Source organism: Pseudomonas sp. 30_B (assembly GCF_017491605.1).
Classification (GTDB): Bacteria; Pseudomonadota; Gammaproteobacteria; order Pseudomonadales; family Pseudomonadaceae; genus Pseudomonas.
This window is the reverse complement of sequence record NZ_JAFGYY010000015.1, coordinates 55,721-75,165: the sequence shown is the minus strand read 5'-3', so window position 1 is coordinate 75,165 and position 19,445 is coordinate 55,721. Positions and strand designations below refer to the sequence as shown.

The following is a 19,445-nucleotide window of genomic DNA, read 5'->3' as shown; positions in this document are numbered from 1 at the left end:
TCAGTTGCGCGACGGGAAGACGCCTTCCAGCGCGATCACGAAGTTGGTGCCCAGGTAGGGGTTGCGAACCCCCAGCGGCTGGCTGCCACCGGCGTTGCCAATGGTAATGCCCGGCATATCGCCCAGGACGCTGACATTGAACGGCGCCAGGTTGGTATCCGCAGTGCCGGTGGCATACAGGGTGCCGGCGCGTCCGGCAGCCGAGACCGGACCCAGGACGGTGGTCGGCCCTGGGGTGGCCTGAGTGGTACCGGTGGTGGCGGCCGGTATCGAGGCCTGGCCGGAGGCACTGATGGAGTTGCTGGCGGGGGTCGCGGTATGGCTGTGGATGGGCATCTGGGTGGAGAGGATGGTCACGTTTTCCACGCCGCTCAGCTCGCCGATAGTGATGTCGCTCAGGCCCGGCCCCTGCCCCTGGCCCACCGGGCCGCGACCACGGAAGTCCGGCAGGCCGAAGGTGGTCTGGCCATTGCCGCCGTACAGGGTGCCCAGCAGCGCAAACAGCGCATTATTCTGCGCGATTGACATCACCTGGCCCTGGCACAAGGCCCAGCCACGGGGGGCGAAGTTGAAGCCGACCATACGGATTTCGCCGATGAAGGGATCGCTCATTACTGTTGCTCCTTGTTGATGCCGGCTGAGCGGCAGGGTGCGCGTCGGTGCGCGGGACAACCTTGTGTGCAAGGCCCGGGTTACTGGGCCTTGCGGCAGTGGAACACTGCCTGCAACAGATGGCGCTCACCCTCCTCATCCGGCCCGATAGGGCACAACATCACCGTCCACTCGGCGTTGCCGGGGCTGCGCAACTGGTAGGTGTGCTGGGGCAGGCGGACCCCAGCGGGCTGCGCGAAAATCGCGCTGTAACATTCATGGCGCGCGTTCATCGGCGTGCCTTCGCTGACCTCGACCAGGGTGACGGCAATGCCTTCGCCGGTACCCCAACTCAACAACCAGGGCTGATGCAATTTCTGCTCGAAGTCCAGCCGGGTGGGTATCGGGCTCATGCGGATACGTCCTGTACGAGGGGAGTCCTGGCGCCGCGCTGCATCTGCAGGTAGGCGCGATTGTCGCCGCAGACGACGAAGCCGAAGCGGTCGTAGAGGCGCCGGGCCGGATTGGCGGCCTCGACGAACAGCCGGATCGCGGTGCCGGCCCGGTCCGCTTCGTCGATCAACGCCTTCAGGTAATGCGTGCCGATGCCGTGCCCGCGCCATTCGGGCAGCAGGGCGATATCGATCAGGTTGAAAGTGCTTGGCCCACGGAACACGTACAGCCGGCCAATAGGCTGGCCCTGATGGCAGATCAGCGAGAACTGCGCATCCTGGTAGTGTTCCTGGTAATAACGGTGCTGGGCGTCGAATTGCTGGGCAAGGAAGGCATCGATGGCCGGCTGGCTCCAGCCGGTGCTGGCCATTTCGTCGACACGGGTGGTCGCGTATAGCCTGCGCAGGAAGCACAGGTCGGCTTCCCTGAAGGGGCGAAGGTTCAACTCGAAAGTTGACATGTGTCGTGCGTCCTTGCTGAAGCCAGATCCTAGGAACCGGACTACGCGGTATTGTTTTGTTTCACGCGACTACAACGGGCGAAGAGTAGCCGAAGGTGCAGGCCACTAGCCACTGATTAGTTAATACTCAATAGATATATTTCTAAAAATTCGTATGAAGCGTCTGTTTTAAGCAGCGAACTTGCTCCAATTTTTCGTAGGGCGCGCGAGCCCAGCGATCCACCGCCGCCCGAACCTCATCACCGGCCTCATCGCGCTTGCGCTGGCTGTCGGCGCTGAACCACATCGCCGGCTGTTTGGCGTCGAAGGCGGCGATATCGCGCAACTTCGGCACATCGGCATCGACCAGGCCAAAGAGCGGCGCCAGGCGGCCCCACAGCGCGCCGGGCAGTTCGCTGTAGTTCACCGGCACGCAGCCCTGCTCCTGGCACAGCGCCAGCCCCTGCTCGATAATGCGACCGATCATCCGACAGGTGAACTCCAGCGGAGCCATCGCCTGCGCGTCCAGCCCGGCGCAATCCAGCCCCGATGGCCCAAGCAGGCCCGGCACCCGGTGCATGCCGGGTTGGCGCAGTTGCGAGATGACGATTTCCAGCGGGTCGCGATACAGGAAGATGCCCGGCGTGTCCGGATACAGGCGGTGCAGCAGCGGCGCCTCGAACACGTTCCAGGCGTCGAGCTTGACGAACAGCCGCTCCTCGCCGCCCTGTCGGCGCTGCCCGTAGGCGGACAGCAAGGCGCGAATCCACTGCGGCTGCCGATCCGTCGCCGCGGGGTCGAGCAGGTGGGCACGTAGCAGGCTGTCCAGCGCCGGCGGCTCGGAGAGCACGATGTGCCGCCCCAGGCCCGCCAGCATCTGCGCGAGCAAGGTGGAGCCGCAGCGGGACGCGTGATAAATGAAGGCGCCGGGCGCGACGCCCGGACTCGCGGCCTGCCGCTCCAGCAGGACATTCAGCGAGGTTTCCCGGCGAAAGACCTGGTTGAAGGGCAGACGCAGGGCCAGGTCCACATCATCGCGGAAGAATGGCCGGGTCAGCCGCTGCTCGCCGAACCAGCACCAGTCCAGACGCCATTCGCCATCGCGGCGCCAGGCCCGGATGGGCAGCCAGCCGTGGAAGTTGTCCTCGACCATCATGCTTTCCATTGTTCACTCCATGCCTGCCTGCCCCGGCGCATGGCGGAGCGGACTTCCGCCTCGGAAAACCGCAGTCCACGCTCCGCGCCCAGGGCCACCGCTTCCCGCAGGAAGTCACGCGTAACGACCAGCGACTGCAGCTGCCGCGCCAGTGACAGGTCCTGCGCCACCAAGCGGCGAAAGTGCGCGAAGGCCTGCCCCGCCCTGCCCGGCTGCAGCACCGGCGTGTCCGGCAGGCCGCGCGCGATGGCGTCGAGCAGCCAGGGGTTGGGCCGGCAGTCCAACACCAGGTGGATGCGCTCCCCAGGCCCGGGGTTGTCTACCCGGTGCGGCCGCGACAGGTCGATGAACCAGCACTCGCCGGGCCGCATCGGCACCTGCAGATCATCGACGAGAAACTCGACACCGGGCGGACTCAATAGCGGCACATGCACACGCAGGTCACTTCCCGGCACACCCAGGTCCGGATCGCAGTGTTCGTGGATGCGCGACCCCGGCCCCAGGCGCAGGAGGCGTGCGCTGCTCACGCTGGTATGAAAGACCTCCAGTAGAGCATTCCAGGCGGGCTCACGCTGCCACCGGCCGCTGCGCACCGGCGCGCCCTGGCCGGGGGCCAGCGGCAGCGGAGCATCCTCGGGCGTGATCAGGGCCACACCGCTCCAATCGCCTTCGTAGTAGCCGGTGTTGAAATGGCTTTGCCAGGCGCCCGGCTCGATGCGCCCCAGGGCATCCAGCAAGGGCGCCAGCGCGAACCTCAGGGGCAGGCGCGAACAGATCGGTAGCGGCTCGGTCGGCATGCAATCGTCCTTGTTCTGGGTGTCACTTCAAAAACCGCTTTCTCGCACTCCCAACGCCGCCAGCCGGCGCCAGGCGCTGCCCAGCAACGACTGCCCCGCCCCGTCCAGCACGACCACGCCACGCAGCGGTTGCGCCGGGTGGAAGGCGGCATCCAGCAGGCTCAGGCGCACGCCGTACTGCGCCTGCACCGGTTCGGCGCGGCGCTGCTCGTCGCGGCGCACGGCAATGGGGCCATGGTGGTCGGAGACCAGGGCCTCCAGTTCCAGGTAGGCAACGCCGGTGGCGTCCACTTCGTCCAGGCGCACCGCCAGTGCCGGGCGCGCCGGGTCGTCGGCGATGAAGCGCCCCTGGGCGCCGGGCTGCACGCGCCAGAGATTCTCCTCGGCGAGATAGCCGCGCAGCCGCTGGCCCGGCTCCACTACCCGCGCCAGGACCTCGCCGGGGCTGAGCCAACGCCCCAGCGTCAGGTCGGGCAGCAGGTCGCGCACCACGCCTGCCTGCGGCGCCCGGATCTGCAAGCGCTCGCGCTGCGCCGCCAGTCCCCGGTACTCGGCCACGGCCTCGGCGAGTTTCTGCTCGATGATCCCGGTATCGCCAACGGTTTCGCTGCGCGCGGCCTGTCGGCGCAATTGCAGTTGGAGAATCTCGATCTCGCGGCGGGCAATGGTTTGCCTGGCATCCAGGTCCGGGGACTCCAGCTCCAGCAGCAACGCGCCCTGCTCCACTGTCTGGCCATCCACTACCTGCAATGCCTTCAGCCGGGCCGCCACGGGCGCGTGCAGGGCTGTGGCGCGGGAGGCCTCCAGCAACGCCGGAACCTCCACCGAAGCCCGCCAGGGCACGGCCAGCAACACCAGCGCGAGCAGCAGGCCAGCCCCCACGAAGAGCACCTTGCGCGGCTCGGCCTGGTCACGTCGCCGCCACCATTCGCGCAGTTCCCGCCAGACCGGCAGGCCAATGAACCAGACCACCTCCACCAGCATCAGGAAGATGCCCAGCACCTTGAAGAACAGGTGGTAGACCGCCAGAGCGATACCGAAGAACAGCACCGCGCGCCAGATCCACGAGCCAAAGCCCCAGAGCAGCAGGCGCCGGGCCATGGCCGGGGGCCAGGGCTCAGGCGCCGGCTCGCCATAGCCGAACAAGATCTCGCGCAGTCGCCAGCGGCACAGGGCGAACGCGCGGGCCTGGAGGTTCTCCACCCCAAGCAGGTCGCTGACGAGGAAGTAGCCGTCGAAACGCATGAGCGGATTGAGGTTGATCAGCACCGTGGTGATCCAGGTGGCGCTGGCCAGCATGAACGCCGCGGTGCGCGCCGGGCCGTCCGGCAGCAGCGACCACGCCAGCAATGCCAGCACCGCCAGCACCAGCTCGGCGAGCACACCACCGGCGCCGATCAGCAGCCGTGAGCGCCGGTCGCTCACCCGCCAGGCGTCGCTGACGTCGGTGTAGAACATCGGCAGCATCACCATGAACGCCACGCCCATGCTCTGCACGCGGCAGCCGGCGCGCTTGGCCATGAAGGCATGGCCGAACTCGTGGCAGAGCTTGGCAAACCCCAGCGCCACGCCAAAGGCCAGTGCTCCGCCCAGGCTGAACAGGTGCGGAAAGGTGGCGATGAAGCGTTGCCAGTCCCTGGCCACCAGGAACGACCCCAGAGCGAACACCAGGGGCAACGCCCAGCGCAGCATCCACCCGCCGTTGCGCTGCAGGACCGGCCAGGCGCGATTGAGGAAGGCATCAGGCCGCCACAACGGGATGCGGAAGAACAGGTACTGGTGCAGCACCTTCTGCCACAGGCTCTGCCGCATCGCCGCCGCCTTCAGCGCGTAACTGGCGCGCTGCTGCTCATCAAGGGCGGCAATCAGGTCATGGCCGCGCAGAAAGCGCAGCATCTCATCCAGCTCCTCCGCGCCCAGCGACTGGCCGGGCTCGGCGTTGGCCGCCTGCAGCACGCGCTGCGGATCGCCCAGCGGCCAGTGGCGCAACAGGCGCACGGCGGCGGAACCGAGCTTGAAGTAGCGCCCGCGCAAGGGGTCGGCCAGGGTCCACTGCGGAGCGCCGTCCAGCCCCGGCGCGGCAGGCGAAAGCTGCAAATCGACGCGCAAGGCGGGCAGCATCACAGGCCCAGGCTCTGGCGCAGCGCGGCCAGGGGCCGGCGCAGCAGGTAATAGGCCAACGGCACGCGATCACCGAAGAGCTTCGCGGTACCGCGCAGGCCGATGCGCGGCGACGCGTCGATGAAGGCCGCGTCCAACCGATAGGCAAGCTGCCCGGCCGCCGTCGACTGCGCTTCGTAGGCGGCGCGCTCCAGCCGGGCGTCGTGACGGCTCAACGGATCGCTGTCGAGGAACAGCGCCACCTCGCCCCCCGGCGCCAGGGAGATGGCGTCCCCCACCGGCAACTCGATACGCAGCTCGGCCTGGGCCGGGTCGGCGATCTGCATCAGCCGCTCCCCGGTCTGCACCGGCTTGCCGGTAAGGCGCTCGGCATCGGCGAACACCGCGATGCCAGCACTCTCGGCACGCACCTCACTGCGCGCCAACAGCTGCCGGGCGTAATCGCGCTCGGCGCGCTTCTGTTCCACCCGTGCGGCCAGCAGGTCGACCCGAGCGCTCGATTCGGAATCGGCGAAGGCCCGCTGGGTACTGGTCTTCAGCTCCGCCTCGGCAACGCCCAGCGCACGGTCGGCGACGTCCGCCTGGGCCTTGAGGCTGGTGGCGTCGAAGCGCACCAGCAGGTCGCCGGCCGCCACCGTCTGATTGGGCTTGACCAGGAACTCGGCAATCACCCCATCCAGCGGCGCAGCGACCACGCGACCGCCCAGGGGCACCACTTCAGCCGGCGCCAGTACCGACTGGCGCACCGGCACCAGGAGCAACAGGCAAGCAGCGCCAGCGATCATCAGCAACTTCTTCTTCGGCCAGCGCAGGCGCCAGGGCTTGCGCGGTTGCAGCGCCAGCCAGGCGTGGGCATAGGTGTTGCCCAGTTGCGCCAGCAACGCCTGCTCCGCGTCGTTCCAGGGCTGCTCGCGGGCGAGCCAGAGGCCGCCAAAAAGAGCGCCCTGACGATCCAGGAACGGCAGCCAGAACACCTCCCCGGCGGACAGCGACTGCCAGTCCGCCTGCTGCTGTGCCCCCAGCGCCTGGAAGTCAACGCAGTGGGCACCATTCAGCGCCCCACGGGCCTGCAACTGCGCGCAGGCTTGCTCGACGAAAGCCACGAAGGGCGAGTTCGGCTCCACCACACTGATGCCGGTGAGCGCGTTGACCTTGCCGGCGATCAGCAACGCCGCATGGCGGAAGGCGAACAGCGCCTGGGCGTCATTGACCATGTGATAGGCCAGTTGCTCCACGGTAGCGGCGCCCCGCGCCTGCCGTTCAAGGCCGAGGAACTGCGCGAAGACGCGCTCCAGCATGCCGACCTGCGGCGCGTTCATGGCGCATCCGCGAAGCGCGCGCTGCCGCTCATACCAGCCAGCAGGCCCTTGGCATCGGCAGGCAACGCAGCTATCAGCGGCAGCATCTGGCTGCCCTCGTCGATCCGCGCACCCAGGCGCTTGACCTGGACCTGCAGCGGCTGGCCGGTCTCATCGGGAACGAAGGTGAAGGACTGCCCCACCTTCAGTTGGGACACCCAGCGCGACGGCACCAGCAGACGGATTTCCAGGCTGCGGTTGTCGACGATTTCCAGCAGCGGCGCACCGCCGGAAACGCTCTCGAACGGCTGCGCCTTGCGTTGCACCACCTGGCCATCGAAGGGCGCGAGCACCGCACAGCGGCCGACCTGAACTCTGTAGACCTGTGCCTGGGCCTGCGCCTCGGCGAGCTTGGCCTCGGCCAGCGCCACCTCGAAACGGCCCACGGAATTCAATGCCGCCAACTGGCGGTTGTGGCCCAACTGTTCGCTGGCCGCCTTGGCGCCGGCCTGGGCAGCGTTGAGCTGGGCCTGGTAGGCCGAGCAGTCGAAGCGCACCAGCACGTCGCCCTTGCGGAAGGTCTGGCCCTCGGCGAAGGGCATTTCCAGGATGCGCCCGGACAGTTCGCTGGACAGCATCGCCTGGTCCCGCGCCCGCAGCACGCCACGCACATCTCCGGCAGCAGCACCGGACGGAGCAGGCGCATCCAGCAATGGATCATCCGCAGCTTGCTCCGATCCCTGAGCCGCGCAGGCTCCGTACAACGACAGTCCTAATCCCAGCCACGCCCATCCACGCATCGCTCGCCCTCCCCGGCAGTCGGCGGAGTGTACGGCAGTCCTATGGCGCCGGAAATTGGCTGACGTAATTTTCCTTTATTGGGAAAAGTCAGACCCGCCAGGTGCAATTCCAGGCAGGTATGGGCGATTGCGCGCAGGTTCGACAGCCCGGCCCGTTCTATTTAAGCTGCCGCCCTCTTCAAGGGAGTGCCAGCAGGATGACGGAGTCTTTCCAGGGAAGCTGCCTGTGCGGCACGATCAGGTACGAACTGCTCTCGCCGCCCAGGGCGCTGAGCCACTGCCATTGCAGCCAGTGCCGCAAAGGCCACGGCGCGGCATTCGCCAGCTACGCCAGCGTGCCGCGTAGCGACCTGCGTATCCTGTCGGGCGCAGAGGCGCTCAAATCCTACGCGTCCTCCGAGTCCGTGCTGCGGCAGTTCTGCAGCCACTGCGGCTCATCGTTGTTCTGGTCGAAAAACCAGGGTGAGTTCTCCGACTGGATCTCGATAGCCCTCGGCACCCTGGACACGGCCTTCACCCCGCACAAGCAAAAGCATGTCCAGGTAGCCTCCACGGTTCCCTGGTTCGAGCTGCCGGATCACTGGGCGCAAACGGAGTGATAGCGTTGGCTCGAACGCGCTCGCCTGCAATGCGGAGAAGAACTGCGGGAACGCGGGTACGTACCCCGTCGGCTGCATCAGAATCCGGCTCACGGCAGCCATTCGCGTTCCCCCGTTGCGCAGACCAATAAAAAGGGCCTTGCGAAAACAAGGCCCTTTTGACTGCTGCCATCAGGTTGTTACAGCTCGGCAATACACATCAGGCGCTCACTGCACTCAAGGTAGCGAGTGCCGGACAACTTGAACACCATGTTGAGCAGGAACGGGTCATGCAGGCCGTGGCGTATAAGCCAATCCTCATGGAATCTATTGCCTTTTCCAACCGGAATGACCGCTATCTTGCGGGCGACTTTACCGAGGATTCCGTGCATCTGATCGAGGGTAAAGAAGCGGATATTGAATAATGGATCACGCTGTTTTTCCGAGTTGAACAATTCGGCAAACGCATGATTATGAGCATTATGCACGGTCACGATCATTCTTCCCTTGGTGATGCGTGCCTGCTCCCGTGCCATTCGATCAATGTCTTCATCTGAAAACAGCCCCCAGAAACCGTTATGGAAGCTGATATCAAAATGATTGTCCGGATACTGCAGATCAAAAGCATCCATCACCTGGAAACGCTCCTGCAATGAAGGATAAAGCTTCTGGGCCAGGGCGACCGACTCCGGAGAAAAATCGATACCATGACCTTCGACACCTCGCTTGGTCAGTTGCACGATATCGCGGAAGCTGCCGGCGGCAATTTCCAGAACCCGCGTCTCATGGCGCCTTCGGACGGCATCGATATAGTAGGCGTGGCGAATGTCATTCTGATAAAGATTGAAAATTTCCTGCCATTTTTCGTCCCAGTCCTTGGCCGTAATCAGTTTAGCTGGCTCGGCGACTTGGCTCATCTTCGCGATCCTGTAATTGATAGTTCAATAACGTGACGGCGTTTAAAGACGACTTTTCCCGGCAGTAGACAACTGAATTGGCTGCTGAGTGAAACAATAAACAATGAATGCGGCTCTGTCGGCACCGCTCTTATTACGCCTGATTTTCGAAAATTCACAGGCACATCGGCAGGCGACCAATATACAGGCCTGGGGCTCTGCGTCAGTATCAAGGCGATCAACGGAGTGCCACCTTCTTAAACTGGCAAATTGCAGTTAAAGTGCCAGCAAAGGGATGCTTTTTATTTATCAAATCCACTGAATAAGTTCAGAAAAGAATTAGAACGCAAAGAATGAATTCATCCTTATTTGCCATTTATCCTCATGTACGAATTGGCGCATTTGAGAATTTCCCGAATCGCCTGAAAGGCTCCCCGTTCAGCCCAGGCCGATGAATCCGGCTCACCGCCCTGGCGAAATTCCGAACCTTACAAATATCTCAACTTCCTGCGATCCCCGTGTTAGACACCGGGCAATAGGCTCGGGACGACTCAGTCCCGTGAATCCACGCCCTCGGCTACGAGGGCTACGAGCCTTTTCGCCATGTTCGAGCACCTCCCCATCGACCGCCAGTTGGCGCAGATCTTCCTCACCAGCGCCCGCTGCGCCTGCTTCCGGCAAACCGCCCGCAGCCTCAACCTGCATGTCACGCTGATGCGCAGGCAGCTCATGAAGCTCGAAGCCAGTATCGGCAGCCCGCTGTTCTTCTACGAGAACCGCACGCTGCGCCTGAGCCCTACCGGAAAAGCGCTGCAACAGGCATTGACTCTGCGATTCGGCGACCTGCAGCCGGAGGTGGCCAGCACCCGGCGGCGACGCATACGCCTGGCCGTGCCGTCCGACCTGTTGGATGACTTCCTGGCCCGCGACCTGATCGCCTGGCTACGCAAGGATGCCGCAATGAACCTGGAGATCCTTCCCCTGGAAGGCCCCCCGGAAGAGCCGGCGGAAGTGACGGTCTGGCTAGCCGACCCCGACAGCCCCCGCCCCGATCCCGGCTTCGCCATGAGCAAGCCGACCCTGCTGGCGCGCCTGCACTACTGCGCGCACATGGCCAAGCGCTACGCGGGCCGCCGGCTCCCCCGCGCGGCGTCGGACCTCACCGACTTCATGCTGGCCCAGCACTCGGCCAACGACTCGATCAGGAGCTTCGAACCCTGGAACAAACTCCTGCGCCAGCGGCAAAGCTCGGTGGCGCAGGTGCACTCCCAGGCCTGGGTCCGGGAGCTGGTTCGCAACTCCGCCTGTATCGGCCTGCTCCCGGCGTACGTGACGAAGCTGGACAGGAACCTGCTCCCGCTGGAGCCCCTGTTCAGACAACCCATGGAGCGCATCGCCTGGCTGTCGGTCGCGCCACTGGCGGCGAACCTGAGTGAAGTGGAAGCGCTCGTCGCGATAGTCCAGCGCGCCTTCGAACAACGCCGGGACTGGTTCACTGCGGACAACTGAATGCACCTCGGTGCACCGGGAAAAATCCCCACGTCATCGTCCTGAAACAATCGAAACCCGCCTGGAGAAACGCCCACCCCGCGCCGTGCCTGCCCTTGCGGCAGCCCCCCACCGATCGTCACGCAAGTGACACGCAAAAAGCACAGAACCGTCATCCGCCCCGCCGAGCCTGCGCCCCGTCAACCACTACACGACGCAACGAGGAGAAGCGCATGTTCGGCAAAACCCACGCTCAATGGCCCACCCTGGGCCTGCTGTTGAGTGCCGCCAGCCTGTCGGCCCAGGCCGGCACCGTCACCACCGATGGAGCCGATATCGTCATCAAGACCAAGGGCGGGCTCGAAGTGGCGACCACCGACAAGGAGTTCAGCTTCAAGCTCGGCGGCCGCCTGCAGGCGGACTACAGCCGCTTCGACGACTACTACACGAAGAACGGCAACACCGCCGACGCCGCCTACCTGCGCCGCGCCTTCATCGAGATCGGCGGCACCGCCTACAAAGACTGGAAGTACCAGATCAACTACGACCTCTCGCACAACACCGGCAACGACGACACCGGCTACTTCGACGAAGCCAGCGTCACCTACACCGGCTTTGCGCCGGTCAACCTCAAGTTCGGCCGCCTCTACACCGACTTCGGCCTGGAAAAGGCCACCAGCTCCAAATGGGTGACCGCCCTGGAGCGCAACATCACCTATGACCTGGCCGAGTGGATCAACGACAACAACGGCATGGGCATCCAGGCCAGCAGCACCGTCGCCGACATGGCCTTCCTCTCCGGCAGCGTGTTCAGCGAGAACAACGACGACACCGACGGCGACAGCGTGAAGCGCTACAACCTGCGCGGCGTGTTCGCCCCGCTGAACCAACCGGGCAACGTGCTCCACATCGGCGCGCAGTTCGCCTACCGCGACCTCAAGGACGCCGCCGTCGATACCCGCATCCGCCCCCGCATGGGCATGCGCGGCGTGGACACCAACGGCGGCAACGACGCCGGCGACAACGGCAACCGTGGCGTCTTCGGCGGCATGGCCGCCAGCGAAGGGCTGTGGAAGGACGACTCGGTCTGGGGCCTGGAAGGCGCCTGGGCCATGAACGCGTTCTCCGTCCAGGCCGAATACCTGAGCCGCACGCTCAAGGCCGACGAAGCCGAAGGCGACGTGAACGCCTCGGGCTACTACGGGCAGGTCGCCTACACCCTCACAGGCGAGCCGCGCGTCTACAAGCTCGACGGCGCCAAATTCGACACCATCAAACCGGCCAACAAGCAGACCGGCGCCTGGGAAGTCTTCTACCGCTACGACTCCATCACCGTCGACGACGAGAACGTCACCACCAGCACCGCCACCCGCCAGGTCGGCGATGCCGAAGGCAACACCCACACCCTGGGCGTCAACTGGTACGCCAACGAAGCGGTGAAGATCAGCGCCAACTACGTCAAGGCCAGCACCGAGAACGTGACCAACGAAAACGGCGACGACAGTGGCGACGGCATGGTGATGCGCTTGCAGTACGTCTTCTGATCAGCCGCCCCACGAAAATGAAAAAGGGACACCTGGGTGTCCCTTTTTCATTTCCATCCCGACGCGCTCGCTCAAAGCAACTCGATCCCGAACCGTCGCACGAACAGCGCGAACAGCCCGAAGCACGCCATGGTGATGACGATGCAGGCGATCAGCGTCGGCCAGAAGCCCAGGCGCGGCAGCAGCAACGGGAAGGCCAGGAACATCGGCAGCGTCGGCACCACGTACCAGAAGGTGTACCAGGCGTGGTTGGCGATCTTCTCCTGGCTCTGCTGCTCGATGTACAGCCAGATCAGCGTCAGCACCGTCACCAACGGCAGCGCGGCGACCAGGCCGCCGAGCTTGTCGCTGCGCTTGGCCAGTTCGGACACCAGCACCACGATGCCGGCGGTGAGGAAGTATTTGGTGATGATCCAGGCCATGGCTGCTCCAGGGGCGCACGCCGGGTGGCGGCGCGTTGCGCTCTGGCTGGCATCCTATCCAGTCCCGGCATCGGGCAGAAGCCGTCTGTCCATCGAACCCAGGACGGCAGGCATATCCCACCTGGCCGCCGCGTCTTACAGAATTGTCACCTCCCGCTCATCCAGCCGTTATCCGTGCTCCTACACGATGCCCGTGGCCCTCGCCACGCCTGGGCGAAAACAACAACAGCAGGCGGTGACAACCACCCTGCCCTTAGGAGCAAACACCATGTATCGACGCAAACTCCCCCTGGCCGCATCCCTGCTGGCCCTGGGCGTCGCCACGCCAACCGTCCACGCCGAGGCTCTACCCGAAGAGAAAGCCGAAGGTTTCCTCGAAGGCGCCAGCCTGGACATCCTCGCCCGCAACCTCTACTTCAACCGCGACGCCCGCAAGGGCCAGTCCATGCCGCCGCGCGGCAACGGCTACTCGGAAGTCTGGGCGCAGGGGATCATGGGCAAGTTCGAGTCCGGCTTCACCCAGGGTACGGTCGGCGTGGGCGTGGACGCCTTCGCCATGCTCGGCTTCCAGCTGGATACCGGCGGCGGCCGCAACGGCGCCGGCAGTTCGGTGGACGTGCTGCCCACCGACAACGAAGGCAACACCGAGAGCGACTACGCCAAGGCCGGCGGCGCCGCCAAGGTGCGCCTGTGGGACACGGTGGCGAAGTTCGGCGACGTGTTCCCGGAGACGCCCGTGGTCCACTACGGCGACTCGCGCCTGCTGCCGGAAAGCTTCCGTGGCTTCACCCTGCAGAACACCAGCCTCGAAGGCCTGACCCTGCAGGGTGGCCGCCTGCACTCGATGAGCCAGCCGCAGTCGCGGCAGATGGACGACGGCTTCGAGACCTTCTACGCCGGGCCGGTGGACTCGCCCTGGCTCGCCTACGGCGGCGGCGACTACGCGATCAACGACAATGCCAGCGTCAGCCTCTACAGCAGCCGCCTGAAGGACGCCTGGAACCAGTACTACTTCGGCACCGCGTTGAACTTCCCGCTCACCGAGGCGGTGGAGCTGTTCGGCGGCGTCAACTACTACAAGTCCCAGGACGAAGGCCGCCAGTTGCTCGGCGAGTTCAATACCAACATCTGGAGCGCCAACACCGGCGTGCATTTCGGCGCGCACCGCGTGACCCTGAGCTACCAGCGCAACAACGGCAACAACGACTTCGACTACCTGCGCCAGTCCGACTCGATCTACCTGGACAACTCCATCCAGTACAGCGACTTCAACTCGCCGAAGGAGAAGTCCTGGATGGCCCGCTACGACCTCGACATGGCCACCTACGGCGTGCCGGGCCTGAGCTTCATGACCCGCTACGCGCGCGGCAGCGACGCCGACTACTCCAACGCCAACAGCGTGTACATGCGCGAGGACGACAACGGCAATCCGCTCACTGACCAGAAGCGCTGGGAGCGTGACGTCGAAGCCAAGTACGTGTTTCAGGAAGGCAGCCTGAAGGACCTCTCGCTGCGCGTGCGCCAGGCCACCACCCGCGCCACGGCCTTCGAGTCGGACCTGGACGAGGTGCGGCTGATCGTCGAGTACCCGCTGTCGCTGATGTAAACCCATGCGCCGTGGCGCCGGGCGGGCAGATGTCGGAATTGTCAGTTTCGGCTCAGCGTCCTGTTAGGTGCCGCTGCGTATAAAGGAATCCATCACCTCCCCACGGTGGGTGATGCCCCGCAATACCGCTCCTCTTTCTGGCGCTCCACGTGCCCCTTTGGAGAGAGAGGAACACTTGGCGCCCGAATGGGCGCCTTTTTTTCGCCTGGATTCTGGAGGCTGCCGTTTGAGATCCGGGTTATGCGCCTGCCTGGAACTTTGCGCTCAGTCGCAGGATGGGAAATCCGCAGTCGCGTGTGGGATTTCGCGGACAAGGTCCGCTCCTACGGGAGCTCCTCTCATTGCCCCGGCTTTTGCTCTGAGGATTTCCAGAAAAACGCCGGCGCACTCCGGAACGCCCCTTCAGGAGGCCGAGTGGAGTCGGAGTTTCAGGGGTTGAGCGGCATGGATGCCGCGAGAGCCGCGATGGGCCAGGGATGGCCCTTCGCGGCGGGCCCCTGAAACTTCGATGGAGCGAGGGAAACGAAGCGAAGCGTAGTAACAGCCGAAGGCTGGCCCGAAGGGTGAGCGAAGCGAATCACCCCCGGCGAAGCCGGGGCCGGATGATGGGGCATAGACCTTTGCCTCCTTTGGGTGGGGCGGCCATCCGTCGTTTGCCAAAGGAGGTCGCCCGAGGGGGCGAAATAAAATCTCTCAGCACACGCCGAAGCGGCGCAGAAATACCCAAACCCGAAGCATCGAGAAAGACGATGGCGCCAACCTGTAGGAGCGCGCCATGGGAGCCATCGCAAGCATAGGCTTGGCGCCCCCACCATAGGCGTCAGGCGCTCTGCGCATCCTCATCCCGCCGATGCATCCACCGATACAACGCCGGCAGCACCAGCAGCGTCAGCGTGGTCGAGGACAGGATGCCGCCGATCACCACCGTCGCCAGCGGCCGCTGCACTTCCGCGCCGGTACCGGTGGCCAGCGCCATGGGCACGAAGCCGAGGGACGCCACCAGCGCCGTCATCAGCACCGGCCGCAACCGGGTCAGCGCGCCCTCGCGGATCGCCGCGTCGAGGCTGCGCCCTTCCTCCCGCAGGCTGCGGATGAAGGAGATCATCACCAGGCCGTTGAGCACCGCCACGCCCGACAGCGCGATGAAGCCGACACCCGCGGAGATCGACAGCGGAATGTCCCGCAGCCACAGCGCGACCACGCCGCCGGTGAGGGCGAAGGGAATGCCGGTGAACACCACCAGCCCGTCGCGCAGGTTGTTGAACATCATCATCAGCAGGGTGAAGACCAGCAGCAGCGCCACCGGCACCACGATCTGCAAGCGCTGCGCCGCCGATTGCAGCTGCTCGAACTGGCCGCCCCAGGTGGTCCAGTAGCCGGCCTGCAGCTTCACCTGCTGCTCGATCTTCCCGCTGGCCTCGGCAACGAACGAGCCGATATCCCGCCCACGCACGTTGGCGCTCACCACCAACAGGCGCTTGCCGTTCTCGCGGCTGACCTGGTTCGGCCCCTGGATCAGCTCCAGGCGCGCCACTTCGCCGAGGGTGATGAAGCCGATCCGCGTGTCGGTGGCGTTGGCCGGGGCCGGCACCGGGATCAACATGCGCGACAACGCGTCGATGTCGCTGCGCAGGCTCTCCGGCAGGCGCACGATCAGGTCGAAGCGGCGATCACCCTCGAACAGGGTGCCGGCCTGGCGACCACCCACGGCCACCGCGACCGTGTCCTGGATGTCGCCGACATTGAGGCCGTAGCGCGCCGCGCGCTGGCGGTCGATGTTCACCGTGAGTACCGGCAGCCCGCTGGTCTGCTCGACCTTCACCTCGGACGAGCCCTGTACCCCGCGCAGTACCCCGGCGATCTGTTCGGCGGTCTGGTTGAGCACCGCCATGTCGTCGCCGAACACCTTCACCGCCACGTCGCTGCGCACCCCCGAGATCAGCTCGTTGAAGCGCAGCTGGATCGGCTGCGACAGCTCATAGGCGCTGCCGGGCACGCCATTGGCGGCTTCCTGGATTTCCGCCTCCAACTGCGCGCGGGTCTTGCTCGGGTCGGGCCACTGCTCCTTGGGCTTGAGCATCACATAGGCGTCGGAGATGTTCGGCGGCATCGGGTCGGAGGCGATCTCGGCGGTGCCGGTGCGGCTGAACATGCGCTCGGCCTCCGGCACCTTGGCAAGCACCTTCTGCTCCAGACGCTCCTGCATGGCCACCGATTGCGACAGGCTGGTTCCCGGCGTGCGCAGCGACTGCAGGGCGAAGTCGCCCTCGCCCAGGCTGGGCACGAACTCGCTGCCCATGCGGCTGGCCAGCAGCCCGGAGAGCACCACCAGCACGGCGGCACCGGCGAACACCCAGGCACGCCGCGCCATCACCGCGTCGAGCACCGGCTCGTAGGCGCGGCGCGCACCGCGCATCAGCAGGTTCTCCTCTTCCTTCACCTTGCCGGTGATGAACAGCGCGATGGCCGCCGGCACGAAGGTCACCGAGAGGATCATCGCCCCTAGCAGCGCCAGCACCACGGTGAAGGCCATGGGGTGGAACATTTTCCCCTCGACGCCGGTGAGGGCGAAGATCGGCAGGTACACCACCATGATGATCAGCTGCCCGTAGATCAGCGCGCGGCGCGCTTCCTTCGAGGCGGCGAAGACTTCGTGCAGGCGCTCGCTGCGGGTCAGCATGCGGCCGTGGTGCTGCTGCGCGTGGGCCAGGCGGCGGATGGCGTTCTCGACGATGACCACGGCGCCATCGACGATGATGCCGAAGTCCAGCGCGCCCAGGCTCATCAGGTTGGCGCTGACGCGGTTGCTGAACATGCCGGTGAAGGTGAACAACATGGCCAGCGGAATCACCATGGCAGTGATCAGCGCCGCGCGAATATTCCCCAGGAACAGGAAGAGGATGGCGATGACCAGGATCGCGCCCTCTGTGAGATTGCGCTTGACCGTGGCGATGGCCTTGTCCACCAGTTGCGTGCGGTCGTAGACGGTCACGGCCTTGACCCCGGCCGGCAGGGTGCGGTTGATCTCGTCCAGCTTGGCGGCGGCGGCCTTGGCGACGCTGCGGCTGTTCTCGCCGATCAGCATGAACACGGTGCCGAGCACCACTTCCCGACCGTTCTCGGTGGCGGCGCCGGTGCGCAGCTCGCGGCCCAGTTCCACCTCGGCGACGTTGCGCAGGCGGATCGGCGTGCCGTCGACGTTGGCCACGACTATGTTGGCGATGTCCTCCAGGCTGCCCACCTGTCCCGGCGCACGCACCAGCAACTGCTCGCCGTTGCGCTCGATGTAGCCGGCGCCGACGTTGGCGTTGTTGCGCTCCAGGGCGGCGATCACGTCCGCCAGGGTCAGGCGGTAGGCGGCCAGGCGGCGGGTGTCCGGGGCCACCTGGAACTGCTTGGCGAAGCCGCCGATGGTGTTCACCTCGGCCACGCCGGGCACGTTGCGCAGCTGCGGCTTGACCACCCAGTCCTGGATCACCCGCAGGTCGGTCGGCGTGTACGGAGTGCCGTCCTCCTTGCGCGCGCCCTCCTCGGCCTCGATGGTCCAGAGGAAGATTTCACCCAGGCCGGTGGAGATCGGCCCGAGGGCGGACTCCACGCCTTCGGGCAACTGCTCGCGGGCCTGTTGCAGGCGCTCATTGACCAGTTGCCGGGCGAAGAACAGGTCGGTGCCGTCCTTGAAGATCACGGTCACCTGGGACAGCCCCGAGCGGGAAATCGAGCGGGTCTGCTGCAACCCCGGCAATCCCGCCATGGCGGTTTCCACCGGGTAGGTGACGCGCTGCTCGGTCTCCAGCGGCGTGAACCCCGGTGCCGAGGTGTTGACCTGCACCTGCACGTTGGTGATGTCGGGCACCGCGTCGATGGGCAGCTTCTGGTAGCTGGCGATACCCAGGCCGGCCATGCCCAGTACGGCGAGCAGCACCAGGTAGCGTTGCTCGATGGCGAAACGAATGATGCGTTCGAACATGCTCGGGCCCCGTCAGTGCGCGTGGGAGGCCGAGCTTTTGCCCAGCTCGGATTTCAGGACGAAGCTGCCCTCGCCCGCCACCTGATCGCCCGCCGCGAGACCGGCGAGCACCTCCACCTTGCCGGCGCTGCGCATGCCCAGATCGACCGGGCGCACGGCGAAGCCTTCGGCGTTGCGCACGAACACGCTGGGCTTACCTTCCACCTCCTGGATCGCCTGTTCCGGCACGGCCACCGGCACCGGGCGCGCGCGGTCGCTGACCCGCACGTTGACGAACAGGCCGGGGCGCCAGGCGCCGTCGGGGTTGGCCAGGGTGACGCGGGCCACGGCGCTGCGGGTCTGCTCGCCGAGCAGGTTGCCGACGTAGCTCACGCGGCCCTCGACCTGCATGCCGAGGTCCGCCGCCTCGACCCGCGCCGGCTTGCCCACCTGCACCCGCGCCAGGTCCTGCGGGGCAACGCTGAAGGTGGCCCAGACCCGCGACAGGTCGGACAGGGTGAAGGCGGCGGTGGCCTCGCTGACCACCTCGCCCGGTACCAGGTGCTTCTCCACCACCACGCCGTCGAAGGGCGCGCGCAGTTCGTAGCGGTTGCCGCCGGCGCTGGCCGACACGCCGCTCAGGGCGTTGGTCTTCTGCCGGGCGTTGGCCAGGGCGATCTGCGCTTCTTCCAGGTCCTGCCGGGCCTGCAGGTAGTCCTGCTCGGCGGAGATCTTCTCGCGCCACAGTTCGCGCTCGCGCTCGAAGGTCTTGCTCGCCAGGCTCACCCGGCGCTGGGCGGCGGCCAATTCGCTGCGCAACTCGGAGACCTGCTGGCTGGCGATCACCACCAGCAGCGCGCCCTGCTTTACGCTCTGCCCCAGTTCCACCGCCACCGACTCCACCACACCCGGCGTGCGCGGCACGACGTGGGCGGTGCGGTCTTCGTCGAAGCCGATTTCCCCCGGCAGGCTGAAGCCCTGGTCGAGCTGGCCAGGACCGGCGGTCACCAGCTGGATGCCGGCCGCGCCGATCTGCTCGGCGCTCAGGTGCAGGCCCTCGCCCTCGGGTTCGGCCGACGCGGCGTGGGCGTGCTCGCCGTCGGCGTGGCCGGCGGATTCGGCGTGGCCGGCCGGGGCAGCGCCGCCGTGGTGTTCGCCATCGGCATGGGCGGCATCGTCCTGGTGCGCGGCGCCCGGGCGTTCGCCGACCTGCCAGGTGAAGGCGCTGACGCCCAGTACCGACGCCAGTATCAGGGCGCCGGCAAGGTGGGTTTTCTTGATCATGGGAACTCCGCGGAAGGTCCGGC

General features: G+C 65.8%; 16 protein-coding genes. 4 read left to right on the top strand and 12 right to left on the bottom strand.

Going from position 1 to position 19,445, the window contains the following annotated elements:
* The 8 genes from J5M67_RS17625 to J5M67_RS17590 all read right to left on the bottom strand — a co-directional run bounded on the left by J5M67_RS17625 (window position 1) and on the right by J5M67_RS17590 (window position 7,655).
* Window positions 1-612 carry a phage tail protein gene (locus tag J5M67_RS17625; RefSeq protein ID WP_207886629.1) on the bottom strand — a complete coding sequence of 204 codons (612 nt, stop codon included), beginning with the start codon at window positions 610-612 and terminating at the stop codon, window positions 1-3.
* 80 nt (window positions 613-692) lie between these two features.
* Window positions 693-1,004, bottom strand: a complete 312-nt coding sequence (locus J5M67_RS17620) for a hypothetical protein (RefSeq protein WP_207886628.1) — start codon at window positions 1,002-1,004, stop codon at window positions 693-695.
* Window positions 1,001-1,504, bottom strand: a complete 504-nt coding sequence (locus J5M67_RS17615) for a GNAT family N-acetyltransferase (RefSeq protein ID WP_207886627.1) — start codon at window positions 1,502-1,504, stop codon at window positions 1,001-1,003. Before J5M67_RS17615 ends, J5M67_RS17620 begins: the two co-directional genes overlap by 4 nt.
* A 142-nt stretch (window positions 1,505-1,646) precedes the next feature.
* The gene (locus J5M67_RS17610; RefSeq protein WP_243434727.1) at window positions 1,647-2,648 is read right to left on the bottom strand and encodes a sulfotransferase family protein; all 1,002 of its coding nucleotides are present in this window, start codon (window positions 2,646-2,648) and stop codon (window positions 1,647-1,649) included.
* On the bottom strand, window positions 2,636-3,436 hold the full coding sequence (locus J5M67_RS17605) for an aspartyl/asparaginyl beta-hydroxylase domain-containing protein (protein ID WP_207886626.1): 801 nt from the start codon (window positions 3,434-3,436) through the stop codon (window positions 2,636-2,638). Before J5M67_RS17605 ends, J5M67_RS17610 begins: the two co-directional genes overlap by 13 nt.
* 27 nt (window positions 3,437-3,463) lie before the next feature.
* Window positions 3,464-5,560 (bottom strand): HlyD family efflux transporter periplasmic adaptor subunit, encoded by a 2,097-nt coding sequence (locus J5M67_RS17600; protein WP_207886625.1) that lies wholly within the window; start codon window positions 5,558-5,560, stop codon window positions 3,464-3,466.
* Window positions 5,557-6,876: an efflux RND transporter periplasmic adaptor subunit gene (locus J5M67_RS17595; RefSeq protein WP_207886624.1), complete on the bottom strand. Its 1,320-nt coding sequence runs from the start codon at window positions 6,874-6,876 to the stop codon at window positions 5,557-5,559. The genes J5M67_RS17600 and J5M67_RS17595 overlap by 4 nt, the downstream gene beginning before the upstream one ends.
* Entirely contained in the window at window positions 6,873-7,655 is a 783-nt protein-coding gene (locus tag J5M67_RS17590; protein WP_207886623.1) for an efflux RND transporter periplasmic adaptor subunit, read from the bottom strand. The genes J5M67_RS17595 and J5M67_RS17590 overlap by 4 nt, the downstream gene beginning before the upstream one ends.
* 197 nt (window positions 7,656-7,852) lie before the next feature.
* Between J5M67_RS17590 and J5M67_RS17585 the strand changes: the two genes are divergently transcribed.
* Complete coding sequence (locus J5M67_RS17585; RefSeq protein WP_207886622.1) at window positions 7,853-8,254, top strand: GFA family protein; 402 nt, start codon at window positions 7,853-7,855, stop codon at window positions 8,252-8,254.
* A 179-nt stretch (window positions 8,255-8,433) separates the two neighbouring features.
* Here J5M67_RS17585 and J5M67_RS17580 read toward each other — a convergent pair whose 3' ends face one another.
* Window positions 8,434-9,150 (bottom strand): class I SAM-dependent methyltransferase, encoded by a 717-nt coding sequence (locus tag J5M67_RS17580; RefSeq protein WP_207886621.1) that lies wholly within the window; start codon window positions 9,148-9,150, stop codon window positions 8,434-8,436.
* A gap of 582 nt (window positions 9,151-9,732) precedes the next feature.
* Between J5M67_RS17580 and J5M67_RS17575 the strand changes: the two genes are divergently transcribed.
* Window positions 9,733-10,638: a LysR family transcriptional regulator gene (locus J5M67_RS17575; protein ID WP_207886620.1), complete on the top strand. Its 906-nt coding sequence runs from the start codon at window positions 9,733-9,735 to the stop codon at window positions 10,636-10,638.
* Between the two features lie 212 nt (window positions 10,639-10,850).
* Window positions 10,851-12,161: an OprO/OprP family phosphate-selective porin gene (locus J5M67_RS17570; protein WP_207886619.1), complete on the top strand. Its 1,311-nt coding sequence runs from the start codon at window positions 10,851-10,853 to the stop codon at window positions 12,159-12,161.
* Between the two features lie 71 nt (window positions 12,162-12,232).
* Here the strand turns inward: J5M67_RS17570 and J5M67_RS17565 are convergent, their stop codons facing one another.
* Complete coding sequence (locus tag J5M67_RS17565) at window positions 12,233-12,583, bottom strand: DUF3147 family protein (protein ID WP_207886618.1); 351 nt, start codon at window positions 12,581-12,583, stop codon at window positions 12,233-12,235.
* Between the two features lie 268 nt (window positions 12,584-12,851).
* Here J5M67_RS17565 and J5M67_RS17560 point away from each other — a divergent pair, with 268 nt between their 5' ends.
* Window positions 12,852-14,189 (top strand): OprD family porin, encoded by a 1,338-nt coding sequence (locus J5M67_RS17560; RefSeq protein ID WP_207886617.1) that lies wholly within the window; start codon window positions 12,852-12,854, stop codon window positions 14,187-14,189.
* Window positions 14,190-15,009: 820 nt separating this feature from the next.
* Here the strand turns inward: J5M67_RS17560 and J5M67_RS17555 are convergent.
* Both J5M67_RS17555 and J5M67_RS17550 read right to left on the bottom strand, forming a co-directional pair.
* Window positions 15,010-18,159, bottom strand: a complete 3,150-nt coding sequence (locus J5M67_RS17555) for a CusA/CzcA family heavy metal efflux RND transporter (RefSeq protein WP_207886616.1) — start codon at window positions 18,157-18,159, stop codon at window positions 15,010-15,012.
* Between the two features lie 12 nt (window positions 18,160-18,171).
* Window positions 18,172-19,422, bottom strand: coding sequence for an efflux RND transporter periplasmic adaptor subunit (locus J5M67_RS17550; RefSeq protein WP_207886615.1), 1,251 nt, complete (start codon window positions 19,420-19,422; stop codon window positions 18,172-18,174).
* Window positions 19,423-19,445: the final 23 nt, after the last annotated feature.